The organism is Roseofilum capinflatum BLCC-M114 (assembly GCF_030068505.1).
GTDB lineage: Bacteria > Cyanobacteriota > Cyanobacteriia > Cyanobacteriales > Desertifilaceae > Roseofilum > Roseofilum capinflatum.
Genome location: NZ_JAQOSO010000074.1, coordinates 167,636 through 186,991, shown reverse-complemented (window position 1 = coordinate 186,991; position 19,356 = coordinate 167,636). Strand labels below are relative to the sequence as shown.

At 46.8% G+C, this 19,356-nt stretch carries 19 protein-coding genes and 1 pseudogene; 8 read left to right on the top strand and 12 right to left on the bottom strand.

From position 1 onward, the window contains the following. Positions 1–251: 251 nt before the first annotated feature. The gene (locus tag PMG25_RS13165; RefSeq protein WP_283753150.1) at positions 252–389 is read left to right on the top strand and encodes a photosystem II reaction center protein K; all 138 of its coding nucleotides are present in this window, start codon (positions 252–254) and stop codon (positions 387–389) included. A gap of 76 nt (positions 390–465) precedes the next feature. Here PMG25_RS13165 and PMG25_RS13160 read toward each other — a convergent pair whose 3' ends face one another. Together PMG25_RS13160 and PMG25_RS13155 are read right to left on the bottom strand one after the other, a co-directional pair. After that, entirely contained in the window at positions 466–1,020 is a 555-nt protein-coding gene (locus PMG25_RS13160) for a glutathione S-transferase family protein (RefSeq protein WP_283767358.1), read from the bottom strand. Continuing rightward, complete coding sequence (locus tag PMG25_RS13155; RefSeq protein WP_283767357.1) at positions 1,020–1,490, bottom strand: hypothetical protein; 471 nt, start codon at positions 1,488–1,490, stop codon at positions 1,020–1,022. The genes PMG25_RS13160 and PMG25_RS13155 overlap by 1 nt, the downstream gene beginning before the upstream one ends. A 252-nt stretch (positions 1,491–1,742) precedes the next feature. Between PMG25_RS13155 and PMG25_RS13150 the strand changes: the two genes are divergently transcribed. Then, complete coding sequence (locus PMG25_RS13150; RefSeq protein WP_283767360.1) at positions 1,743–2,408, top strand: DMT family transporter; 666 nt, start codon at positions 1,743–1,745, stop codon at positions 2,406–2,408. Positions 2,409–2,445: 37 nt separating this feature from the next. Here PMG25_RS13150 and PMG25_RS13145 read toward each other — a convergent pair. Beyond that, positions 2,446–3,246 (bottom strand): annotated as a pseudogene (locus tag PMG25_RS13145) (inositol-3-phosphate synthase); the annotation flags it as partial. Positions 3,247–3,490: 244 nt separating this feature from the next. Here PMG25_RS13145 and PMG25_RS13140 point away from each other — a divergent pair. Next, on the top strand, positions 3,491–4,174 hold the full coding sequence (locus PMG25_RS13140; RefSeq protein WP_283767355.1) for a tetratricopeptide repeat protein: 684 nt from the start codon (positions 3,491–3,493) through the stop codon (positions 4,172–4,174). Positions 4,175–4,197: 23 nt separating this feature from the next. On the opposite strand, the gene PMG25_RS13135 is transcribed toward PMG25_RS13140, so the two are convergent. Continuing rightward, positions 4,198–4,602, bottom strand: coding sequence for a slr1601 family putative cell division protein (locus PMG25_RS13135; RefSeq protein WP_283767354.1), 405 nt, complete (start codon positions 4,600–4,602; stop codon positions 4,198–4,200). 143 nt (positions 4,603–4,745) lie between these two features. After that, positions 4,746–4,841 (bottom strand): photosystem I reaction center subunit XII, encoded by a 96-nt coding sequence (psaM, locus tag PMG25_RS13130; protein WP_271940292.1) that lies wholly within the window; start codon positions 4,839–4,841, stop codon positions 4,746–4,748. Between the two features lie 214 nt (positions 4,842–5,055). Between psaM and phoU the strand changes: the two genes are divergently transcribed. From phoU to PMG25_RS13110, 4 genes are all read left to right on the top strand, one after another. After that, entirely contained in the window at positions 5,056–5,724 is a 669-nt protein-coding gene (gene phoU, locus PMG25_RS13125; RefSeq protein ID WP_283767353.1) for a phosphate signaling complex protein PhoU, read from the top strand. A 539-nt stretch (positions 5,725–6,263) separates the two neighbouring features. Continuing rightward, a complete protein-coding gene (locus PMG25_RS13120; protein ID WP_283767352.1) occupies positions 6,264–8,528 on the top strand; it encodes a ribonuclease R family protein in 2,265 nt (754 codons plus the stop codon). 86 nt (positions 8,529–8,614) lie between these two features. Beyond that, positions 8,615–9,253, top strand: a complete 639-nt coding sequence (locus PMG25_RS13115) for a flavin prenyltransferase UbiX (protein ID WP_283767351.1) — start codon at positions 8,615–8,617, stop codon at positions 9,251–9,253. A 9-nt stretch (positions 9,254–9,262) separates the two neighbouring features. Next, complete coding sequence (locus tag PMG25_RS13110; protein WP_283767350.1) at positions 9,263–9,916, top strand: LapA family protein; 654 nt, start codon at positions 9,263–9,265, stop codon at positions 9,914–9,916. 221 nt (positions 9,917–10,137) lie between these two features. Here PMG25_RS13110 and PMG25_RS13105 read toward each other — a convergent pair whose 3' ends face one another. The 7 genes from PMG25_RS13105 to PMG25_RS13075 all read right to left on the bottom strand — a co-directional run bounded on the left by PMG25_RS13105 (position 10,138) and on the right by PMG25_RS13075 (position 17,877). Further along, positions 10,138–11,943 carry a DNA polymerase III subunit gamma/tau gene (locus tag PMG25_RS13105; RefSeq protein ID WP_283767349.1) on the bottom strand — a complete coding sequence of 602 codons (1,806 nt, stop codon included), beginning with the start codon at positions 11,941–11,943 and terminating at the stop codon, positions 10,138–10,140. 210 nt (positions 11,944–12,153) lie between these two features. Further along, entirely contained in the window at positions 12,154–13,263 is a 1,110-nt protein-coding gene (tgt, locus tag PMG25_RS13100; RefSeq protein WP_283767348.1) for a tRNA guanosine(34) transglycosylase Tgt, read from the bottom strand. 85 nt (positions 13,264–13,348) lie between these two features. Continuing rightward, on the bottom strand, positions 13,349–14,878 hold the full coding sequence (locus tag PMG25_RS13095; RefSeq protein WP_283767347.1) for a hypothetical protein: 1,530 nt from the start codon (positions 14,876–14,878) through the stop codon (positions 13,349–13,351). Positions 14,879–14,962: 84 nt separating this feature from the next. Beyond that, positions 14,963–16,771, bottom strand: a complete 1,809-nt coding sequence (gene proS, locus PMG25_RS13090) for a proline--tRNA ligase (protein WP_283767346.1) — start codon at positions 16,769–16,771, stop codon at positions 14,963–14,965. Positions 16,772–17,001: 230 nt separating this feature from the next. Next, positions 17,002–17,376: a type II toxin-antitoxin system PemK/MazF family toxin gene (locus PMG25_RS13085; RefSeq protein WP_283755543.1), complete on the bottom strand. Its 375-nt coding sequence runs from the start codon at positions 17,374–17,376 to the stop codon at positions 17,002–17,004. Further along, complete coding sequence (gene mazE / locus PMG25_RS13080) at positions 17,369–17,593, bottom strand: type II toxin-antitoxin system MazE family antitoxin (protein ID WP_283767345.1); 225 nt, start codon at positions 17,591–17,593, stop codon at positions 17,369–17,371. The genes PMG25_RS13085 and mazE overlap by 8 nt, the downstream gene beginning before the upstream one ends. 95 nt (positions 17,594–17,688) lie before the next feature. Then, positions 17,689–17,877, bottom strand: coding sequence for a hypothetical protein (locus tag PMG25_RS13075; protein ID WP_283767344.1), 189 nt, complete (start codon positions 17,875–17,877; stop codon positions 17,689–17,691). An 18-nt stretch (positions 17,878–17,895) separates the two neighbouring features. On the opposite strand from PMG25_RS13075, the gene PMG25_RS13070 reads away from it, so the two are divergent. Next, on the top strand, positions 17,896–19,356 hold a 1,461-nt coding region (locus tag PMG25_RS13070), incomplete at its 3' end, for an NACHT domain-containing protein (protein ID WP_283767343.1).

Below are 19,356 nucleotides of genomic sequence, written 5' to 3'. Positions count from 1 at the left end.
CCTATTCCCTAGCGCGTTCATGTCCGCGAAGCGGAAAGCGCTATATCAAGGGATTAGAGGAGTGCGGGCATCTTGCCCGCTTCTTCACCCTTTATCCGGACTTGATATAAAAATTTAGGGAGCGAGACGCTCCCACTCCAGATCAAGCCAGCATTTCAGTTGTGCCCTATTCCCTGGTGGGGCACTATATGTTAATATTTTTTTCAATTCTGAAAATCATGCCCCGTACTGTTGGAGAGGAAAACACACTTATGGAAGCAGCACTGCTGTTGGCAAAATTACCTGAAGCCTATTCAGCGTTTGGCCCACTAATCGATGTTTTGCCTGTAATTCCTATCTTTTTCTTACTGCTGGCCTTTGTTTGGCAAGCAGCAGTTGGGTTTAAATAGAGATTAAGATAAAAGTAGCATCAGAAACATTTGTTTAACTGGAGACAGGCCTAAAGCCTGTCTCATTTTTATGAATCTAGCGTTTGCCAAGGGTATTTTGGAAGGCAGGACGTTGGGATAAGCGCTGAATATAGTCGGTAATGGCGGGATACTCGCTTAAATCGAGTTGGAGCATCACCGGCATGTAGAAGAGAAAGGAGCCGACAGCTACATCCGCAACGGTAAACCGATCGCCGAGTAAAAAGGGCTGATCTTGGAGCCGTTGGTTCAGGGGAGGCATAAAATCGGCTAAGGCGCGATCGCGGGACGCTTCAATAAACACCCCAGGGCCTAAACTAGCATTAGCAAAAATCACCCACTGATTCATCTCGGCAATCTCTTGTACCGATCGCTCCGCATTACCATACTGAAGAGCCAGATACATCAAAATTGCCCCAGATTCCCAGATAGTAAACTCTCCATCGACCAAAGCGGGAACCTTCCCCATGGGATGAATCGCTAAATATTCCGGCTGCTTATGGGCTTGTCCTTGGATGTCCACAGCAATCAATTCGTAGGGAACCTCAAGTTCCTCCAAATACCACTGAACCAAAGTTCCGCGAGTGCGGGGGCCACCATAGAGTTTAATCATTACAGCACCTTATGGGTATATTCGTGTTGCTTAACATTGTCTTCAGTGCGAACCACATTGGTCGTATTCAAGACACGCTTGCGCTCGGTAGAAAAGTTGAAATCTTGGCGACAAGTGCCGATCGCAATTTCAGCTTTAACTGGTTCATGGCTGGGAACCTTATAACTGCGGACTGCGGCGATCGCCCGTTCCACAAACTCGTCACAGAATTGGGCATTCTCAGGGAACTCCCTGGGTTTTTGGGGGGTCTCCTGAACTAGGGTCGCGCCTAACGTGGTTCCCAAAGCCATTTCATAGGACGTGGGAATTCCCTTAAGCAAAGCTTCTAGAGCGGCTGAAGGGATGGGTTCTATTACTTTCACCGAATAGACCTCTCCATCTTCCTTAATAAAGCAAGTGGCCAAGCCAACCACTAAATAGTCTTCTGGAGATACATCGGGAGCGTTGGGATAGGTTTGTTCAACAGTCATAAGGGTGAGGGATATAAATCAATGGGAGGGATATCAACTGAACTGAGAGGAAGCGAGGATTTAGGCGATAATACGACCCATCGCTGCCGCGATCGCCAAAATCGAGAGTAACGGATACCTCGATTCGGCGCACCGCACCATTCAATATGTTGTATCTTACCATCAGCTACACCTGAGTAACTGGTACATGAGCGCTTTTTCCCGAAAGTGAAAGAAGAGGGCTATAGTCGAAAAAAGTAGTCATAAAACAGAATCGCTGTACTAAACGTTTGGTCTCTGACTCAAACTAGCATTGCTAACTCTGAAGTGCTACACAGTCTCAACCCAATATTTACTACCTTGGTTGCATGGGTATTCTTGGGTCAGAAGTTCGATCGCCTATTTCTAACAGGAATAGGGATATCTATTGTCGGTTCGATTTCTATAGTAGCTAATGACTTTTCCATAACCATTGACAAATTACAAGGTGATGGACTGGCTTTAGTTTCTACTGTGCTTTTGGCCGAGTGTCTGCTGATTATGGAAAAACTGCAAACTCAGTTAAGTCCGACTGCGATCGCAACCTGTAACTACTTGCTAGGGACGTTTTTTTCATTACCAATTGTCTTGGTAGCAGGTGATGACCTGTTTCCCCATTCTTGGGGAGTATGGTTGATTGTAATTGCTATAGGTATCGTAGGAATTTTCCAGCAAATTTTGATAACCTATAGCCTCAAATGGTTATCCTCGGCATTGGTAGCGACAATCTTACTGCTTCATCCGGCGATTACTGCTATCCTTGCTTGGGTAATCTTCTCAGAAACTTTAACTTGGCTGAAATTGTTAGGATTTACGGTTATTTTACTTGGCGCGTACTTGACAACCTCTAGCAAAGGAGGAGTGCTTTTTTTAGGTTTTGGTGCGTTACGCTGTCGCTAACGCACCCTACCAAATTGCTACAAAAATGCTCGTTTCATTACTCCCCAATAAAAACTTCCGTCATCTGGTAAGCTTCCTCATCGCTATATTGTTGGGGCGGATGCTTCATAAAGAAAGCCGAAGGCCAATGTAGAATCCCGCCTTTGCCCTGATCCAAAGCCAACTTGCAACAACGAATGGCATCGATCGCTACTCCAGCAGAATTAGGAGAATCCTCCACCGACAATCGCAATTCTAAATTCATAGGAACACCGCCAAAGAGTTTTCCTTCCATGCGGATAAAAGCAACTTTATTATCTTTTTGCCAAGGAACGTAATCGCTCGGCCCCACATGGATATTTTCCTCTTCCAACCTTTCTGCTGTCACCGCTTGTACCGCCTCTGTCTTAGATTCCTTCTTAGAAGCCAACCGAGTGCGGTTTAACATATTGAGAAAATCCGTATTGCCCCCAGTATTAAGCTGGTAAGTCCGATCCAACTTTACCCCCCGCTTTTTAAATAATTCCGTTAGCGCTCGATGGGTAATCGTTGCCCCCAGTTGAGCTTTAATATCGTCGCCGATAATCGGCAAATTCTTTTCTTCAAATCGTTGGGCAAACTCTGGGTTGCTGGCAATAAATACAGGGATATTATTAATGAATCCTATTTCTGCTTCTAGGGCACATTCGGCATAGAAGCGACTAGCTATCTCGGAGTCTACTGGTAGATAATTGAGCAGCATATCTGCACCAGACTCCCGCAAGATTTTTACGGTCTCCTCTTTGCTGCATTCAGCTTCTTGACTGAGAAGGAAGGTATGTTCTGAGTCATAGTCCTTCATGTGATGGGAGAAACCATCCTCAGCAAAAGCACTACCTTTCAAACACTCTTCCCAATAAGGGAGGAACAGATAGCTTTTGCACAGCGTCAAAGCTATTGGCTATATCCATTATTTAGCAATATACCAGGATAGAACCCCTGTCGGCAAAGCCAAACCATCAGCCACCTGAGTAACTGGTACATTCCGACTTTTTCCCTGGGGATTTTCCCCTTACAGTGAAGGTATCAAACATCAAGTCCAGTCAGTCATTGAGGTACAGTCCATGGCTATGCATCTTTCACCTTCTAGTTATGATTCTGGCATGGGTTTATGCCCAGCACAGCATACACCGATTGAGAACATTATCCCCATCGATCGCCAATTGAGCCGCCAAGCTAAAGCTTGCTTAGAGCAAGGGGACTATAGAAGAGCCATTGAGCTGCTCACTCGTCTGATTGAGGCCGATCCCACCTGTGCCAATTATTATCATAATCGCGGCTATGGCTATTTTCAGGAGGGAGAAGTGGAGCTGGCGATCGCCGACTATAGCCAAGCCATCGAACTCAATCCCCAATTGGATAAAGCTTACAACAATCGCGCCAATGCCTACGCCCGTCTAGGGGATCTCTATGCTGCTCTACTCGATTACGATCAAACTTTAGATTTAAATCCCCTCAATCTTCAAGCCTGGATTAACCGAGGCATCACTTTCCGGCAACTCCAGATCTATGAACTCGCCCTCGATAACCTCGATTTTGCCCTACGGATGGGGCGTTTAGAAGGCTATATTTATGCCGAACGGGGACGCACCTACCATCTGATGGGAGATTGGAATTGGGCGATCGCCGACTACCAAAGAGCGATCGACCACTTCCAAAATACTCCCCACCTCTCGGCTGTTGAACAACGTCAACATCAACGGGTTCTCCATTGGCAAGACCAACTACTCAAACCCCTTCAACGATAAGCTGGGCCTAAGTCTAAAATCCCTTAACGATCTACTCTTTCCTTTTTCCACACCACAGAACGCCTTTGGGGATCGATCCGGTGACTTTGTTCAGCCATCACCTGTTTCGCTTGCTCTGGATCGAAAGAGCGGTCAAAATCTTGTTGCAGTTGATTGACCCGATCTTGAGTTTGCTCAACCTGGATCTCAACTATTTCTAACTTTTCTTCTACTGACTGATAATAGGGAATCAGGCGCATCACAGCCCCCGCTCCCACCATCACCAAAACCAGATTAGCACTTAACTTAATCATCGTTTCCCAGGCGATCGCCGCAGCTAAGGGAGAAGAGCGACGGCGGATTCGCTGACGTTGGTTACGAATCCGGCGATGATCGAGAGAAGTTACTGAGCGAGAGGGTCTTTGGGGGGTTGGCTCACTAGCAAGCATGGGCGTTTTAGGTGGTTACAGTGGAAAGCAATTTCTGCCCTGATAATACACCTTAGAGCTAACTCCAACCGCCTATTCTCAAAAGTTTTTTCACTATTCCTCCCACCCGACTCAAAGACCCTCGGTTGAAGCTCAGTTCTACCTTACTTATACAGTTCGGTCGAGAGGCGGAAAGCCAAGATCCCTGGGATTAAAGCCAGAACTAGAGCCACAAATACTTGAGTATCGGATAAAGCCATAATCAAACACTCCTATTAAAAATTAGGTTTGTACAACACTGTTGCTTAAATTGCCCTCTAGGGGAATAGTTTTGTTACATACCGTAACATTTTCCTTAACCGGCGATCGGGTATTGGGTTAAGCTTCAATTAAATCCGGCCGTTCTCAGATCCAGTCGCTATACTGATGGAATTCAAGCGCAATCAATCAGCATTTAGTTGGGAGAGGATACCAGTGGATATCCCAACATCGACCTCAAGTATAACGAGAACTTATTTTCAACGTCAGTTGCGGAGCTTGCAACGGGATGTTCTGCGTATGGGTGCTTTAGTGGAAAATTCTTGTTGTCTAGCTCGTCAAGCCCTCTTTGAACAAGATTTAGAAGCAGCCAATCAGATTAAACCCCAAGACAAGCGTATCGATCAACTCTATCGCCAAATTGAACTTGACTGTGTGACGACCATAGCTCTTCAGTCCCCCGTGACTCAAGATTTAAGGTTGCTCAGTTCAATGATGCAGTTGGTGCGAGATCTAGAGCGCATTGGGGACTATGCCAAAGACTTAGGAGAGATAGCCATTAAGCTCTTTGCCTATCCTCCTCATCCCATGGTTGGCGAAGTTCAATTGATGTACGATCGCTGTCAATCCATGTTAGCCATGAGCTTAGTGGCCTTATCCAATCTCGATGCTCAGGGCGGATTAGAGATCAAAATCAAAGATGATGTGGTGGATGCAGACTATGAACACCTGTACCGAAAATTAGCCAGTCAACGCAATATTCAAGGGGAAATCGAACCGATTTTATTGCTGGTTTTAGTCATTCGTCATTTAGAGCGCATGGCCGATCACGCCACCAATATTGGCCAGCGAGTGGCTTATATTGTTACCGGCGAGCGTCATTAATGGGCGATCGGCGATCGCGTTGATCCCGATTAATGATAAACTTAAAAATAGTCAATTTTATCCTCGGATCATATTGACCAGCAATTCACCAAACGTTAGCAGGTGGTCGCAAGTAAGGGGATATTCAACGGTCTACTCTTCTCGGTTGACCCCAGTATCAGGGTATCCCCAAACAAGGCTTGACGATAATTTCCTCCTCCTGAGTCTTAGCTGAGACCACTGGCCGCAACTGAATCATCTCCATGGGTTTGGGTCGGCGGCTAGTCAAAGAAGAGAGAAATATCCACCTGATTCCTGATTGGGTCGCCCTTAGATTAAGGCTGAAGCGTTTCAATACGGGTAAGGGTCTGTATTCATCAGACCCTTGTTAAGCAACAGCCCCACCCTAAAGGCAATAATTGGATTTAGATCATCCCCATACTATTGACCCGATCTAATCCAGATTTAATTTAGGCCGGTTCAACCTCCATGAACCACCTCGCCCTATCCAGATAGCCAACTGGCTGTAAAGACACAGACAATCAAGGACGTATCGCTACATGGAATTCACGATCGCCAATTTGCTCTCCAATTTCACTGACGATAAACTAATTGCGCCTAAAGTCCTAGAAAAAAAACTAGGCCTACAGGGTGAAGTCAGTTTACGTCAACTGCAAATCGCTCTGGATGCTCTAGAGAAAATGGGGATACTGATCAAAGACCGAGGACGGTATCGCCGGGCCCCAGATCCGGGATTAGTAGAAGGAAAACTGCGCTGTTCGAGCAAAGGATTTTGCTTCGCCATTCAAGATGATGAAGAAGCTGAGGATATTTATATCCGAGAAAGTAATCTATCAACGGCTTGGAACGGAGATCGCGTCTTAGTGCGTGTCCTCAAAGAAGGCTCCAGACGACGATCGCCTGAAGGGGAAGTTTACCTGATCGTTGACCGGAGCATCACCTCGGTTCTCGCTCGAATCAAGTTACAAGAGGGAGAATACAAAGCGGTTCCCCTAGATGACCGACTATTGTTTGAATTAAGCTTGCCGGAAAACGCCACCTTAGAATCGGCGATCGATCACCTGGTGCATGTCTCCATTCAACGCTATCCCCTCGGCCCCTATCCCCCCATTGGAGAAGTGACCCAAGTGTTGGGACTCAATGCGGAAGAAGCGGCAGATACGGAAATTGTTCGTTGTAAACATGACCTTCCCAAAATCTTTTCCCCGGCGGTTCTTGAAGAAGCAGCCCACTTACAACCGAAAGGAGTAGGGGAAGGGAAGCGCCAAGATCTACGCTCTTTGCTAACCTTCACCATTAAACCAGGGGAATATGCCCATCACACAGACACCTTTGATGATGCCATCAGCCTAGAACGCTTAGAAGAAGGCTGGCGCTTAGGCATTCATATTGCCGATGTTGCTGACCTAATTCCCCCTAACTCTGCCATTGATAAAGCCGCCGCTAAACGGGGAGTGTCCGTTTATTTGGGGCAAAAAGTGCTACCCATGTTACCCCCAGAAGTGACCCAGCACTGTGCCCTGCTTAAAGGGCAAGATCGGCGTAGCTTCTCAGTCTTGATCTGTCTAAACGACAAAGGAGTGGTTGAAGAATATACGATAGAGCCGACGGTAATCGCGGTAGATCATCATCTCAACTACCAACAAACTCAAGCCTTGTTGGTGGCAGAAGAACCCCTAGAAGACCTACCAGCAGTCTTGGGAGAAACGATCAAAAATCTCTATACGGTAACCCAAAACCTGCGTCAGCATCGTCTAGGGCGAGGCTCATTTGAGCTAAATTTACCGGATCAGAAATATTACTACGATGATGAAGGGTCTTTAGGCGCTTTGGTGGTTCCCTTCTCCTTACCCGCAAGGGGAATGGTAACGGAACTGATGATCTTAGCCAATCAACTGGTGGCTAAACATCTCAGAGAGTTACAAGTGCCCGCACTATACCGGGTTCATCAAGCTCCCCATGTGGAAGAAATCCATGAACTGATTAAACTAGCCGCCAATTTGGGGATTACCTTAGAACTCGAAGATGAGGACGATGTTACCCCCAGAGATTATCAGAACTTTACGGGGCAGTTTGATGGCACTTCAGCGCAAAAAGTGCTGACCTATTTGCTCTTGGGGGTACTCAAACCGGCGTTTTATAGTATTACGCCCAAACCTCACTTTGGGTTAGCCCTTGATGAAGGATATACCCATTTTACGGCTCCCTTACATCGCTATTCTGACCTGTTGATTCATCGAGTTTTGCATGAAGTCTTGACTCAAGGTCGCGATCGCCGCAATGCTCGTGCTAAAGAAGGGGTAGACCTGATTAGCAGTAGCTGTCATGGGAAAATTAACTGGAATGTGCTGCCCCCCGATACCCAAGGGGAGCTAGAAGAGCAATTTAGTAATATTGTCGCCCATTTGAGCGAAACTGAGCGCATCGCCCAAGAAGCCATAGACGACCTGGATGGCTTACAAAAAGCCGAGTTTATGAAATCCCATACTGGGGAAATCTTCCACGGTGTGATTACCGGAGTTCAGTCCTACGGCTTTTTTGTCGAACTCGAAGATGTGTTAGTGGAAGGCCTGGTGCATGTCAGCTCCCTCAAAGATGACTGGTATGAATATCGCGGCCGTCAACAGATGCTGATTGGGCGAAAAAATCGCAATCACTATCGATTAGGCGATCGCGTCGAAGTCCAAGTTAAAAGTGTAGACTACTATCGTCAACAAATTGACTTAGTAGCCATCAGTGGCGGAAGCTATAGTCCCGATACCTTCGACGACGAAGACGAAGACGAAGACGATTACTATAACTAGGAAATGGGTAATGGGTGGGTGATGGGTAATAGGTAATAGGATCTTAGCCTCCCCATCTCCCCCATCCTCCCCCATCTCGATTAATCATGAACCAACCCTTAATCCTGGGAGTCTCTGGAGCCTCTGGCCTAATCTATGCCGTTCGCGCCTTGAAATACCTGTTAGCGGCAGACTATACCATTGAGTTAGTTGCCTCCAAAGCCACTTATCAAGTGTGGCAAGCGGAACAACAAATTACCATGCCTGGAGACGGGCAAAAACAAAGCCAATTTTGGCGAGAACAAGCGGGAGAAACCGAGAAGGGACAGTTAACTTGTCATGCTTGGCAAAATGTCGGGGCGGCGATCGCCAGTGGCTCCTTCCGAACTCAAGGTATGCTAGTGATGCCCTGTAGTATGTCCACTGCCGCTAAACTAGCCGTAGGCCTAAGTTCAGATTTACTAGAGAGGGCCGCCGATGTACAGCTCAAAGAAGGGCGTAAACTGGTCATCGTCCCTAGGGAAACCCCCCTAAGCGTCATCCACTTGCGAAACTTAACCACCCTAGCGGAATCTGGTGTCAAAATTGTGCCCGCGATTCCCGCTTGGTATCATAATCCTCAAACCATTGAAGACTTAGTAGATTTTGTCGTTGCCAGAGCCTTAGATCAATTTGCCATTGATTGCGTTCCTCTCAACCGTTGGCAAGGCACTTCGACTTCCCTCAGTAACCGAAGGAAAGGTTAAAATAGGCAGATGAATCAAAAAACAGTGCTATTGGGAGTTCTAGGGGTCAGTCTTCTCGTTGTAGCGCAAAATTTGACCCCCTTAATGCCCGTGGTGTTCTTGGGAGGAAAATTGCCCTCTCTCCCCCTCGGTATTTGGCTCTTTATTGCCTTTACCCTGGGATTGATTAGTTCTCGGCTGATTACCATCATCTTACAAAGCTCGAAGTCAGTCAGGGACTATAGAGACTATACAGACGAGCCAGAACCCCGCTCAACCCAGAAGGCTAACCGCACTTCGACACCACCCACTCAGCGCTCCAGCCGTAAGAACTTCTTTTCTAAATCTCAAGACTCTGTTGATTCATCGGTTGATTCAGAAGACGATTGGGAACAAGCCTCTAAACCTCCCCAAGAATGGGAAGAAGAACGCTCTAATCCTGTAACTTGGGGCAATGGAGACCAAGAGAGCGGGAACACTTATCGCAGTCGTCCCCAACCCCCAGAGCGCCCAACCGAAAAACCGAAGGACACGGTTTATGATGCCGACTATCGGGTGATTATTCCCCCCTACGGAAGCCCCCCCCCATCTCCTTCTCCACCTCCCCCTGCGAAGCCAGGGCAAGACACAACCGACTGGGAGCGTCCCAACTCTAACCCCTCGGAAGATGAAGATTGGGTTTAGAGGGATGGGGAGAAGGCAACATCAGAAGTCTCTTTCCCGTGGGAGAGAGATTTAGAGAGAGGGCAACATCAGAAGTCTCTCTCCCGTAGGAGAGAGATTTAGAGAGAGGGCAACATCAGAAGTCTCTTTCCCGTAGGAGAGAGATTGAGAGAGAGGACAACATCAGAAGTCTCTCTCCCGTGGGAGAGAGATTTAGAGAGAGGGCATTATCTATCGATTGACTAAAATTCGAGTTCACCCTCTTCATCCACTGATTCTAAATAGGAAGAGTCATCCTCGGAGTTGTTGGGTTGAGGTAGGGAAACTTTTTCAGGAAGATCAATCAGTTCTCCCCGGAAAAAGTTGGCGAATTGTTCTGCGGCTTGTTTAACTTGCTGCTTTTCCCGTTCTTGTTCTAAATTGGGTGCAGGAGCTGGCGATCGCATCCCCACAGATGTCTGCTCAATCTCTGGTTTTTGGGCTGGAGGAGGTGGATTGAGAGGCGTTTTTTTTTCTGTGCCATCGAGTAACTGAAAGTTCAAACTCAAGGGATGATTAAATGTTTTCTTAAATGCTTCTTGCAGTTGGGGCTGAACTCCTTTAACTAACTTTTGCGCTCCCTTTTTGTTAATACCAATCTGAGCTGTATGATCTTGTAATTTCAATAAAACACAATGCTTGGAAATTAAGACCTTTGTTCCGGGCAATTCTAAGTTATCAATTACCGTTTGCCAAACCTGTTCTAAGTTATCTGAATTAACTGGAGTGATTGGTTCAGGGGATTGCGTATCCTGAACGGGGGAAGGTTGGGGATTAGATTTGGGGGGTTCAACTGGTTTTGGCGCTGGAGAAATGGCGGGTTTGGGTGTAGGAGAAATACTGGGAGCAGGGGTAGGAGCAGGAGCGTTAACAACGGGTGCAGAAGTTGCTTGTACTGGGGGTTGGTTGGCTGAAAGTAAGCCTAATAAAGTGACTTCTAACCAGAGGCGCGGTTGGGTGGTATTTTTGAGTTGGGTTTCGCTCTCTTGCAGATGGGTTTGAGCGGCTAAAATTTGGGGGACGCTAAAGTGTTGGGATAAGTCGATCAGTTGTTGCCAAGTGGAAGCAGTGAGGGCGACTAAATCTTGCCGTTTTGGTGCAGTTTTAGCAATCAGCAAATTCCGGTAAAAACTGGTTAAATTATGGAGCAGGGTTAAGGGTTCTCGACCCCGATCTAAGATACTTTTGGCTAAGTCTAGAATATCAGCATGATTCTGTTGACTAATTGCTTCTAATAACTGTAATAAATCTCGCTCTGGTACTGACCCCACTAAGTCCCAAACCTGTTCGGAACCTACTTCCGTTAAGTCATCGGAACCGACTAATAAACTCAGTTGATCGAGTAAACTTTCGGCATCCCGGAGTCCTCCTTGGGAAATTTGAGCGACTAGGGTGATGGCTTCGTCAGTAATGGCGATCGCCTCTTGAGTGGCAATATGGGTTAAATGATTGACCATCGCCTCTAGGGGAATACGGCGAAAATCGAACCGTTGACACCGGGAAATAATCGTAGGTAATACCCGTTGCGGATCGGTAGTCGCGAGGACAAAAACAACCCGATCAGGGGGTTCCTCCAAGGTTTTCAGCAAGGAATTAAATGCCGCCGTACTCAGCATGTGACATTCATCAATCACATAGACTTTATACCGACATTGAACTGGGGCAAACTGCGATCGCTCAATAATTTCCCGAATATTATCCACCCCTGTATGACTCGCTGCATCAAGTTCCATCACATCCAAGGATGATCCCTTGGTAATGGAGGCACAAATCTCACATTTACCGCAGGGAGTCGCTGTGGGGCCCTGGGCCTGAATACAATTGAGGGACTTAGCTAAAATCCGCGCACTAGAGGTTTTTCCCGTTCCCCTCGGCCCGGTAAACAGGTATGCGGGGGCGATCTTATTCCGGTTTAGCGCATTCGAGAGGGTTTGGGCGATCGCCTCCTGTCCCACCAACTGGGCAAACGTTTGGGGCCGATATTTATGGTGGAGCGGTTCGTAAGTCACGGTATAGAATTATAGTGCTTCGCGCGGCAGAAGGGTCATGGGTAATGGGTAAATGGTATCAGAATCAAGTCCACATCATCAAACTGTAGTTTTTCTACCTGCAAAGCACCCGACTTGAGAGTGTAATGGAAGCGTTCGACGCTCCATCGAAGAGCATACCACTGAGTCACCCTTTGCACATCCTCTAAGCGTGGTTCCTAAATCTGGCAACTACCACAATGGAAGGTAATGGCCAAATTCGGTGAGGAAGCGATCGCCTAAAATAGCCTCCCGAATGCGTTCGGTAAAGCGCACTAATTCCGTAATATTGTGGATCGATAGGAGCGTATACACCAACAATTCCCGACAGCGCCATAAATGCCCCAAATAGGCGCGGCTAAAATTTTGACAGGTATAACAGGGGCACTCGGCATCGAGGGGGGCAAAGTCTTCGCGAAATTGGGCGTTTTTAATATTCCAGCGCTCTCCCCGCACAAAAACGGCTCCATGACGAGCTAACCGGGTGGGGATGACGCAATCAAAAACATCGATACCGGAGGCGATCGCCTGTACCATTTCTTTATAAGTTCCCACTCCCATCAGATAACGGGGTTTTTCTGCCGGTAGAAGGGGTGCAGTTACCTTCACAATTTGGTTAATCAGATCTCCCGGTTCCCCCACACTCACCCCACCAATGGCATAACCGGGCAAATCGAGGGCGACTAATTGCTCGGCGGCGGCGGTTCTCAGGTCTGGATAGACCCCCCCCTGAACGATGCCAAATAATGCCTGATCGGGGCGATTATGGGCGGCTATGCACCGTTTTAGCCATCGATAGGTGCGCTCTGTGGCAGCAAGAACGGCATCTTTGGAGGCTGGATAGGGGGGGCATTCATCAAACGCCATGATTACATCTGCACCGAGCTGATTTTGGATGGCGATCGCCTTTTCTGGAGTAAGATTAATAATTCGTCCATCTCTGGGCGATCGAAATTTTACCCCTTCTTCCTGAATTGTCCGTAAACTAGCTAAACTAAAAACCTGAAACCCACCAGAATCAGTTAACATAGGCCCATCCCATCCCATAAACTGATGCAACCCTCCTGCACGAGCAATCAAATCCTCTCCCGGTTGCAGATGCAGATGATAAGTATTGGCTAAAACCATTTGAGCGCCCGTCCCTTTCAGTTGGGCAGGAGTTAGTGCTTTTACCGTCGCTAACGTTCCCACCGGCATAAATTTAGGCGTTTCCACTATTCCGTGGGGAGTCAAAAAAGTGGCTGCTCTGGCTTGAGTTTGGGAACATTGGGCTTGTATCGAAAACTGAAAGGGTTGATGCATTTTAACAATTAACAATTAACAATTAACAATTTTTAGGTCGGCGACAACCGAAACAATGGGTATAGGTTGGGACAAGAATTATAAATCATGGAGATTTTGAAGAAGCCTCTATCTCTGGTAATTTCAGTAAGACTCCCGCAATAAACCAATAATAGACGGCCACAGGATCGACATCTAGGGGATAATAATAGGGAAAATAGCTGACCATTAGCACAAAAATCCAGAAACAAAGAGCCATTTTCTGCCAGCGCTGATTTTTCAAAGAACGATAGGCTTGAAACGTCAGAAAAACAAGCACCGAAACCACAGCAAAAAAAGCCAGCAATCCTAAAGGGCCAATTTCATAGAACACCTTAGCATGGAAGGTTTCAATTAATTGAGTCGGTGCAAACTTTCGTGCTGCATTTGTCGCCGCGCCAATGCCTTTTCCCCAAAGTCCCTCTTGTTGATTTAACACCCTTTGCCATTGGTTTAACATGAAGTCTAGGGGAGGTGAAACTCTCCAGCGATCGACTAAGCTATCTACTCTTTGCTCCACTCGATTAATAGTTTGAATAATTACGCCACTAGCGAGTATGGCGGCTCCCCATTTTAAGGGTAGTCGTTGTTTTTTAGAGGTAGTTAGTAATTGTAAAACCATAAAAATAATGGGGACTAAGGCTAGAGCAATTCTTTGCCCAGAAAAAACAGCCATGATAATCAACAGTCCGGTACTTATAGCGCTAATAATCCGCCATTTTTTATCCCTATCACTGACATCAATACCAAAGAGAAAAAATACACTAGAAATCAGGAACCATCCCCATTGCCAAGGAGCAACAAACGTACCCGATAATCGAACTAATCCGGCATTAGGGTTATATAAAACGGCTCCACCGATAAAGCAATGAGCATCTAGACTAGCTCGATATAAATATGCTCCAGAAAGGGGTCTACTGCCTGCACAAATTCCTTTAGTCAAGAGTAAATATTGAATAAATCCTAGGGCGCAACACATTAAGATGAGAACAGTGTGCAGCCGCAGAAAAAAGGATAATTCTTCTTTTCCATGAATCAAATAATAGGCGCAAATCATTAAAGGGATATAGCTTAATAGGGTTTTAATCCCCACAATTCCCATGAGGGTTTGATTGCCTAGGGTGGGATTGAAGCTTTCGCTAATGATGTTAATCCAGAAAAAGTGAGCGAATGTAATCAAAACTAGGGCAAATAGGGGAAGGTAGAGGGGTTTTATTTTTTGCCAGAAGGGTTTTAGATAGTCGCGATCGTGAATGAGAATGGAGAGAAGGGCGGGGACATAAAAGAAATCTTTAACTAAGTGGAGTAGGGGGTTACTGTTGGCGATCGCATGGGTAACTGTTCCCCCAAAGGGCATATAAATCAAAAAGGCCCAAAGTCCTAGGGCAGGGTAAGTATAAGAAAATCCCATCACACCCCCAACCATACCCGCAAAAATACCGGAAATCAAACCATCGAGTAGGGTGAATAATATCCCTGGTAAAAGGATAAAGGCGGTTAGTTGAATTAGTTCTCGGCGTTCCATGAGAGGATAGGGAATGGGGAATGGGGAATAGGGAATAGGGGTTTTATCCTTTCCTTGCTCAAAAGTAGGCACAGTCCAGGAAATTCTTCATTGGGCTAATGATGAACCTGCTCTATGGTACTGTGCCAGTTTGTAAATGTCCCACTGATGCAATTTTTAGGAGTTTAAAGCGGTTTGAATCCTTTCTTGCAGAACAGCAACTACATCGTCTAGAGCCACGTCCTCAGAAGCGAGGGTTGCCCGTTCTACGAACTCCACTTTACCGGATTTGATGGCTCTACCGGTGACCAAGCGATAGGGAATGCCAATCAGGTCGGCATCTTTGAATTTTACCCCGGCTCGCTCATTGCGGTCATCGAGTAAGACTTCAATTCCGGCTTGCTGCAAGTCTTGATAGAGTTTTTCGGCGACTTCCATCTGTTTAGTATCCGTAATATTGGGAACACAGATAATCACCGTATAGGGGGCGATCGCCACCGGCCAAATGATGCCATTCTTATCATAAGACTGCTCCACGGCTGCTTGAGCGAGGCGAGAGACTCCCACCCCATAACAACCCATAAAACAGGGTAATTCTTCCCCCTGTTCGCTGGTAAAGGTGGCATTCATGGCTTGAGAATATTTGGTTCCTAACTGGAAAATATGACCGACTTCAATGCCTCTGGCGGTTTGTAATCGTTGCGTCGGATCGTGAACGGCGCGATCGCCTGCTTTTGCGGTACGAACATCTATAATGCGATCGGGTAAAACAAACTGTTCGCCCCAATTTGCACCCATCACATGGTATCCCGTCTCATTGGCTCCCGTCGCAAAATTTTTCAACTCTACCGCCGTTTGATCCACCAACCGCAGGAACTTCGGCGCTAAATTCTCTTGTTTAGAAATATACTCATCCCCTAACCCCGGATCGATATACCCCAAGGGTAGAGGTTTTGTTGCCCATTTGCTCTGCGCTTCCGGATCGGGAACCGTGAGCGCCAAAACTGCCTTCGCGCCGTATTCTGGAGCTAGAGCGGTTAACTCATTAGAGAGCTTCACCTCATTCACATCCTGATCGCCGCGAATACTCACCAGCACCAATACGGTCATGCCACTATCATACACAGCCTGATAGAGAACATTTTTTACTGTATTGGTGGCATCACAACCGAGCGCTTCACAAAGCGTGGCAATGGTATTTGTATTCGGTGTTTCCACCTTTTTATACTCTGTAAATGGGGACGGTTGAGCATCCGCAGGCAAAGACACCGCCTTCTCCACATTGGCCGCATATTGGCTATCTTCCGTGTAGAGAACCTCATCTTCTCCAGCCTCAGCCAACACCATAAACTCTTGGGAAACGCCGCCCCCAATGGCTCCAGAGTCTGCTTGTACCGGCTGGAACTTCAGACCGCATCGCCGTAGCATATTCCGATAGGCCCGATCCATATCCTGGTACGTCTGTTTCAAACTTTCCCGGTCAGTATGAAACGAGTAGCCATCCTTCATGATAAATTCCCGACCGCGCATCAAGCCAAACCGGGGGCGAATTTCATCCCGGAACTTAGTTTGAATTTGATACAGATGAACCGGTAATTGCCGATAGGAACGAATCATATCACGGGCGATCGCCGTAATCACCTCCTCATGAGTCGGCCCCAACCCCAACTCCCGCTTTTGCCGGTCTTCCAAGGCAAACATAATCCCTTCTGCCTTCGTATAGGTTTCCCAGCGTCCCGACTCTTGCCAGAGATCCGACGGTTGCAGTTGGGGAAGCAAGCATTCCTGGGCCCCCGTAGCATTCATTTCCTCGCGCACAATTTGGGAGACTTTTTGCAAAACCCGCCACATTAGGGGAAGATAAGCATAGAGTCCGCTACCAATTCGACGAATATATCCCGCTCGCACTAATAATTTGTGACTAGGAATTTCTGCTTCTGCTGGGTCATCTCGCAGCGTATTAAACAGCATGTGTGACAGTCGCATTCTGTATTGCTCCCACTTAGACCAATTCTCCATTATCTCACAAGAAGCAATCATTCAGAAACCGGGTTTCTCATCAACAATCTGGATCTATTCAAGGATGCTCACTGCTGATGAACATCAACAGATCTGCATCGCCTACTCGAAATGACTCATAGGCCCAAGGTTCATCTCCCTTGAGTTTAATGATAGTTTATACAACCCGTTCCGCGTGCGGCCGCTTGTTAGGCAAGCTACGAAGACCTAAATGCTAAACTAAAACCAAGCTCAATACATACCGCTTTCTCAATCTCTTCCCAGTAAATCTCCTCTAAATCACCCTGTTTATTTTTAATTCTCTGGGCATCCACAGCTCTCATTTGACTTAAGTTGATGTGTCGATCTTTATCTAATCCATTCTTGGCAGTCGGTGTAACATTCACAACAAATGGATAACTTTTTGCTCCGGGCAATAATGGAGCAACTATTGTCGTTGCCCCATTTTGGTTGCCAATATCGTTTTGCAAAATCAGACAAGGGCGCTCTTTATCAGTCTCATAACCAACAACAGGGTTGAGAGCGACCCACCATATCTCCCCTCGCTTGTAGGTTAAGTGTCCGTTAGGCATTTAAACCATCGCCTACTGCAACATCCCATACAGAAATTTCCTGTTGCAACTCTGGGTCATTAGCCTGATCTTTGTAAGCATCTTCTAGCTCCTTCATAAAAATCCTCCTCTTTTCTTGCCTGAGAATATTATTTATGAAGCTGCTACGATTGCTTGCTAACCGATCTATAAAATCTAGAACTTCGTCATCCAAGGTTATGCTGACTTTCTTACTCATAGTTGCAAACTGTCTGCGACAGATTGGTATGACTATATCATCATACTACCCAATCCTATGCTAATGGTCAATAAATGAATTGCAGGCAGTGGGTGTTACCTTAATCGATTAGGTGGATAAACATGCTTAGAGACTGGATTACCCTCAATAACATGGTCTTGGGTGGCAGAGAGGGGATAACCTCGGATAGCAAAGCCAATCAGTTGATTGATCGACCAAATCATAGCAGAAACGGCGATCGCATTACCCATTAATCGTCTACAATAATCATTAACCCCCCCCATTGTTAATTTTTAATCGAAATGTCCTCAAAGGGTCGCCTCTCTCGCTATGTGCGCTTGGCCTTTGTCGCTCTGGCGTTCGTTTTGTATCCCTACTTGGTCAATCAACTTCCTGCCTTAGAAGACCTGCTCAAAGATGTGCCGCCTATCATGCTGATTATTGCTGCGTTGATATTTGCGGCTGTTGTTGTTGTCGGGCCAGAATTATTAAACGAAAAAGAGAACAGTAGCGAGGAGTTATGGCAAAAGTTCGCTCAAGGAAATCAGGAAAAGATTAGAGAGCGACTCAAAGGCAATCTCTATCAAGACTGTTATATTCCTCTGGATTGGGATGATTCTCCCATAGACTTAGATCAACCCGTTACTCCATCTCAACCGTCTCGGAGTCAACGGTTGCTGGTTTTAGGAGAACCGGGAAGCGGCAAAACCACCCAACTGCTCAGAATCGCCCAAACCTGGGCAAAAAAGGCTGCCCAGAACCCAGAGAAACCCATCCCGGTAATTTTTGAGCTGTCCACCTGGCGTGAGGAGAAAATCCTCGATTGGATGGTGGAACAGATGGCAGGGATGTATGGCTTAAAGCCTGAACTTTGTCGTCAGTGGCTATCAACAGACCGGATTATTCCCTTGCTCGATGGTTTGGATGAGCTAGGACAAGAGAGGATGAAAAAAGCCATTCATGCCATTGAGCAGTTACAAGACGATTATCAGCAGCAGAAAAAATTCTTAGTTATTTGTTGCCGGGTTAAAGACTATGAAAGCACGACTACAGAGACGGAAACTGAACCCAACTATCGCCTGCGGTTCCGCAAACTTGACCGAGCGGTAAGATTGCGCCAATTAACAGATGAGCAAATTCAGCATTATCTAGACCAACGTAAAGCCTCCCATCTCTGGGAAGACTTAGGGACTCATCCAGAGTGGAAGCAATTGGCCAAGAATCCCATGTTCTTGAATCTGATGCCCATTGCTTACCCTCACCCGGAACGGTTGCCAGGGGATGCACCGGAAGATGTTGCGGCTTGTCAAAAGCAGCTTTTTGATGCATTTTTGGCGAAAAAGCTGCCCCTAGAGGATTATTCGGCCAAACAAGCCAGGCATTATCTGGCTTGGTTAGCCGCGAGTATGGGCAAAGAAGGCATTAATCAACGGGAGTTTTTGATTGAATCCTTGCAACCGACATGGCTAGAAAATGCGCGGCAATACCGACACTATCGCCTGATTGGAGGGCTGATTTTCGGGCTGATTGTCGGGCTGATTGGAGGGCTGATTGGAGGGCTGATTGGAAGGCTGATTGGAGGGCTGATTGTCGGGCTGATTGGAGGGCTGATTGTCGGGCTGATTGTCGGGCTGATTGTCGGGCTGATTGTCGGGAATACCTCCATTCAATTAACAGAAGCCCTCGATTTATCTTGGCAGGGAATCAAGCGCGGATTACGTCAAGGGCTGATTGTCGGGCTGATTAGAGGGCTGATTAGAGGG

Bases quoted from the DNA above. Each gene is read 5' to 3' on its own strand.
- PMG25_RS13165 (WP_283753150.1), top strand. From the start codon at position 252: ATGGAAGCAGCACTGCTGTTGGCAAAATTACCTGAAGCCTATTCAGCG.
- PMG25_RS13160 (WP_283767358.1), bottom strand. From the start codon at position 1,020: ATGATTAAACTCTATGGTGGCCCCCGCACTCGCGGAACTTTGGTTCAG.
- PMG25_RS13155 (WP_283767357.1), bottom strand. From the start codon at position 1,490: ATGACTGTTGAACAAACCTATCCCAACGCTCCCGATGTATCTCCAGAA.
- PMG25_RS13140 (WP_283767355.1), top strand. From the start codon at position 3,491: ATGGCTATGCATCTTTCACCTTCTAGTTATGATTCTGGCATGGGTTTA.
- PMG25_RS13135 (WP_283767354.1), bottom strand. From the start codon at position 4,602: ATGCTTGCTAGTGAGCCAACCCCCCAAAGACCCTCTCGCTCAGTAACT.
- psaM (WP_271940292.1), bottom strand. From the start codon at position 4,841: ATGGCTTTATCCGATACTCAAGTATTTGTGGCTCTAGTTCTGGCTTTA.
- PMG25_RS13120 (WP_283767352.1), top strand. From the start codon at position 6,264: ATGGAATTCACGATCGCCAATTTGCTCTCCAATTTCACTGACGATAAA.
- PMG25_RS13115 (WP_283767351.1), top strand. From the start codon at position 8,615: ATGAACCAACCCTTAATCCTGGGAGTCTCTGGAGCCTCTGGCCTAATC.
- PMG25_RS13110 (WP_283767350.1), top strand. From the start codon at position 9,263: ATGAATCAAAAAACAGTGCTATTGGGAGTTCTAGGGGTCAGTCTTCTC.
- tgt (WP_283767348.1), bottom strand. From the start codon at position 13,263: ATGCATCAACCCTTTCAGTTTTCGATACAAGCCCAATGTTCCCAAACT.
- proS (WP_283767346.1), bottom strand. From the start codon at position 16,771: ATGCGACTGTCACACATGCTGTTTAATACGCTGCGAGATGACCCAGCA.
- PMG25_RS13085 (WP_283755543.1), bottom strand. From the start codon at position 17,376: ATGCCTAACGGACACTTAACCTACAAGCGAGGGGAGATATGGTGGGTC.
- mazE (WP_283767345.1), bottom strand. From the start codon at position 17,593: ATGAGTAAGAAAGTCAGCATAACCTTGGATGACGAAGTTCTAGATTTT.
- PMG25_RS13075 (WP_283767344.1), bottom strand. From the start codon at position 17,877: ATGGGGGGGGTTAATGATTATTGTAGACGATTAATGGGTAATGCGATC.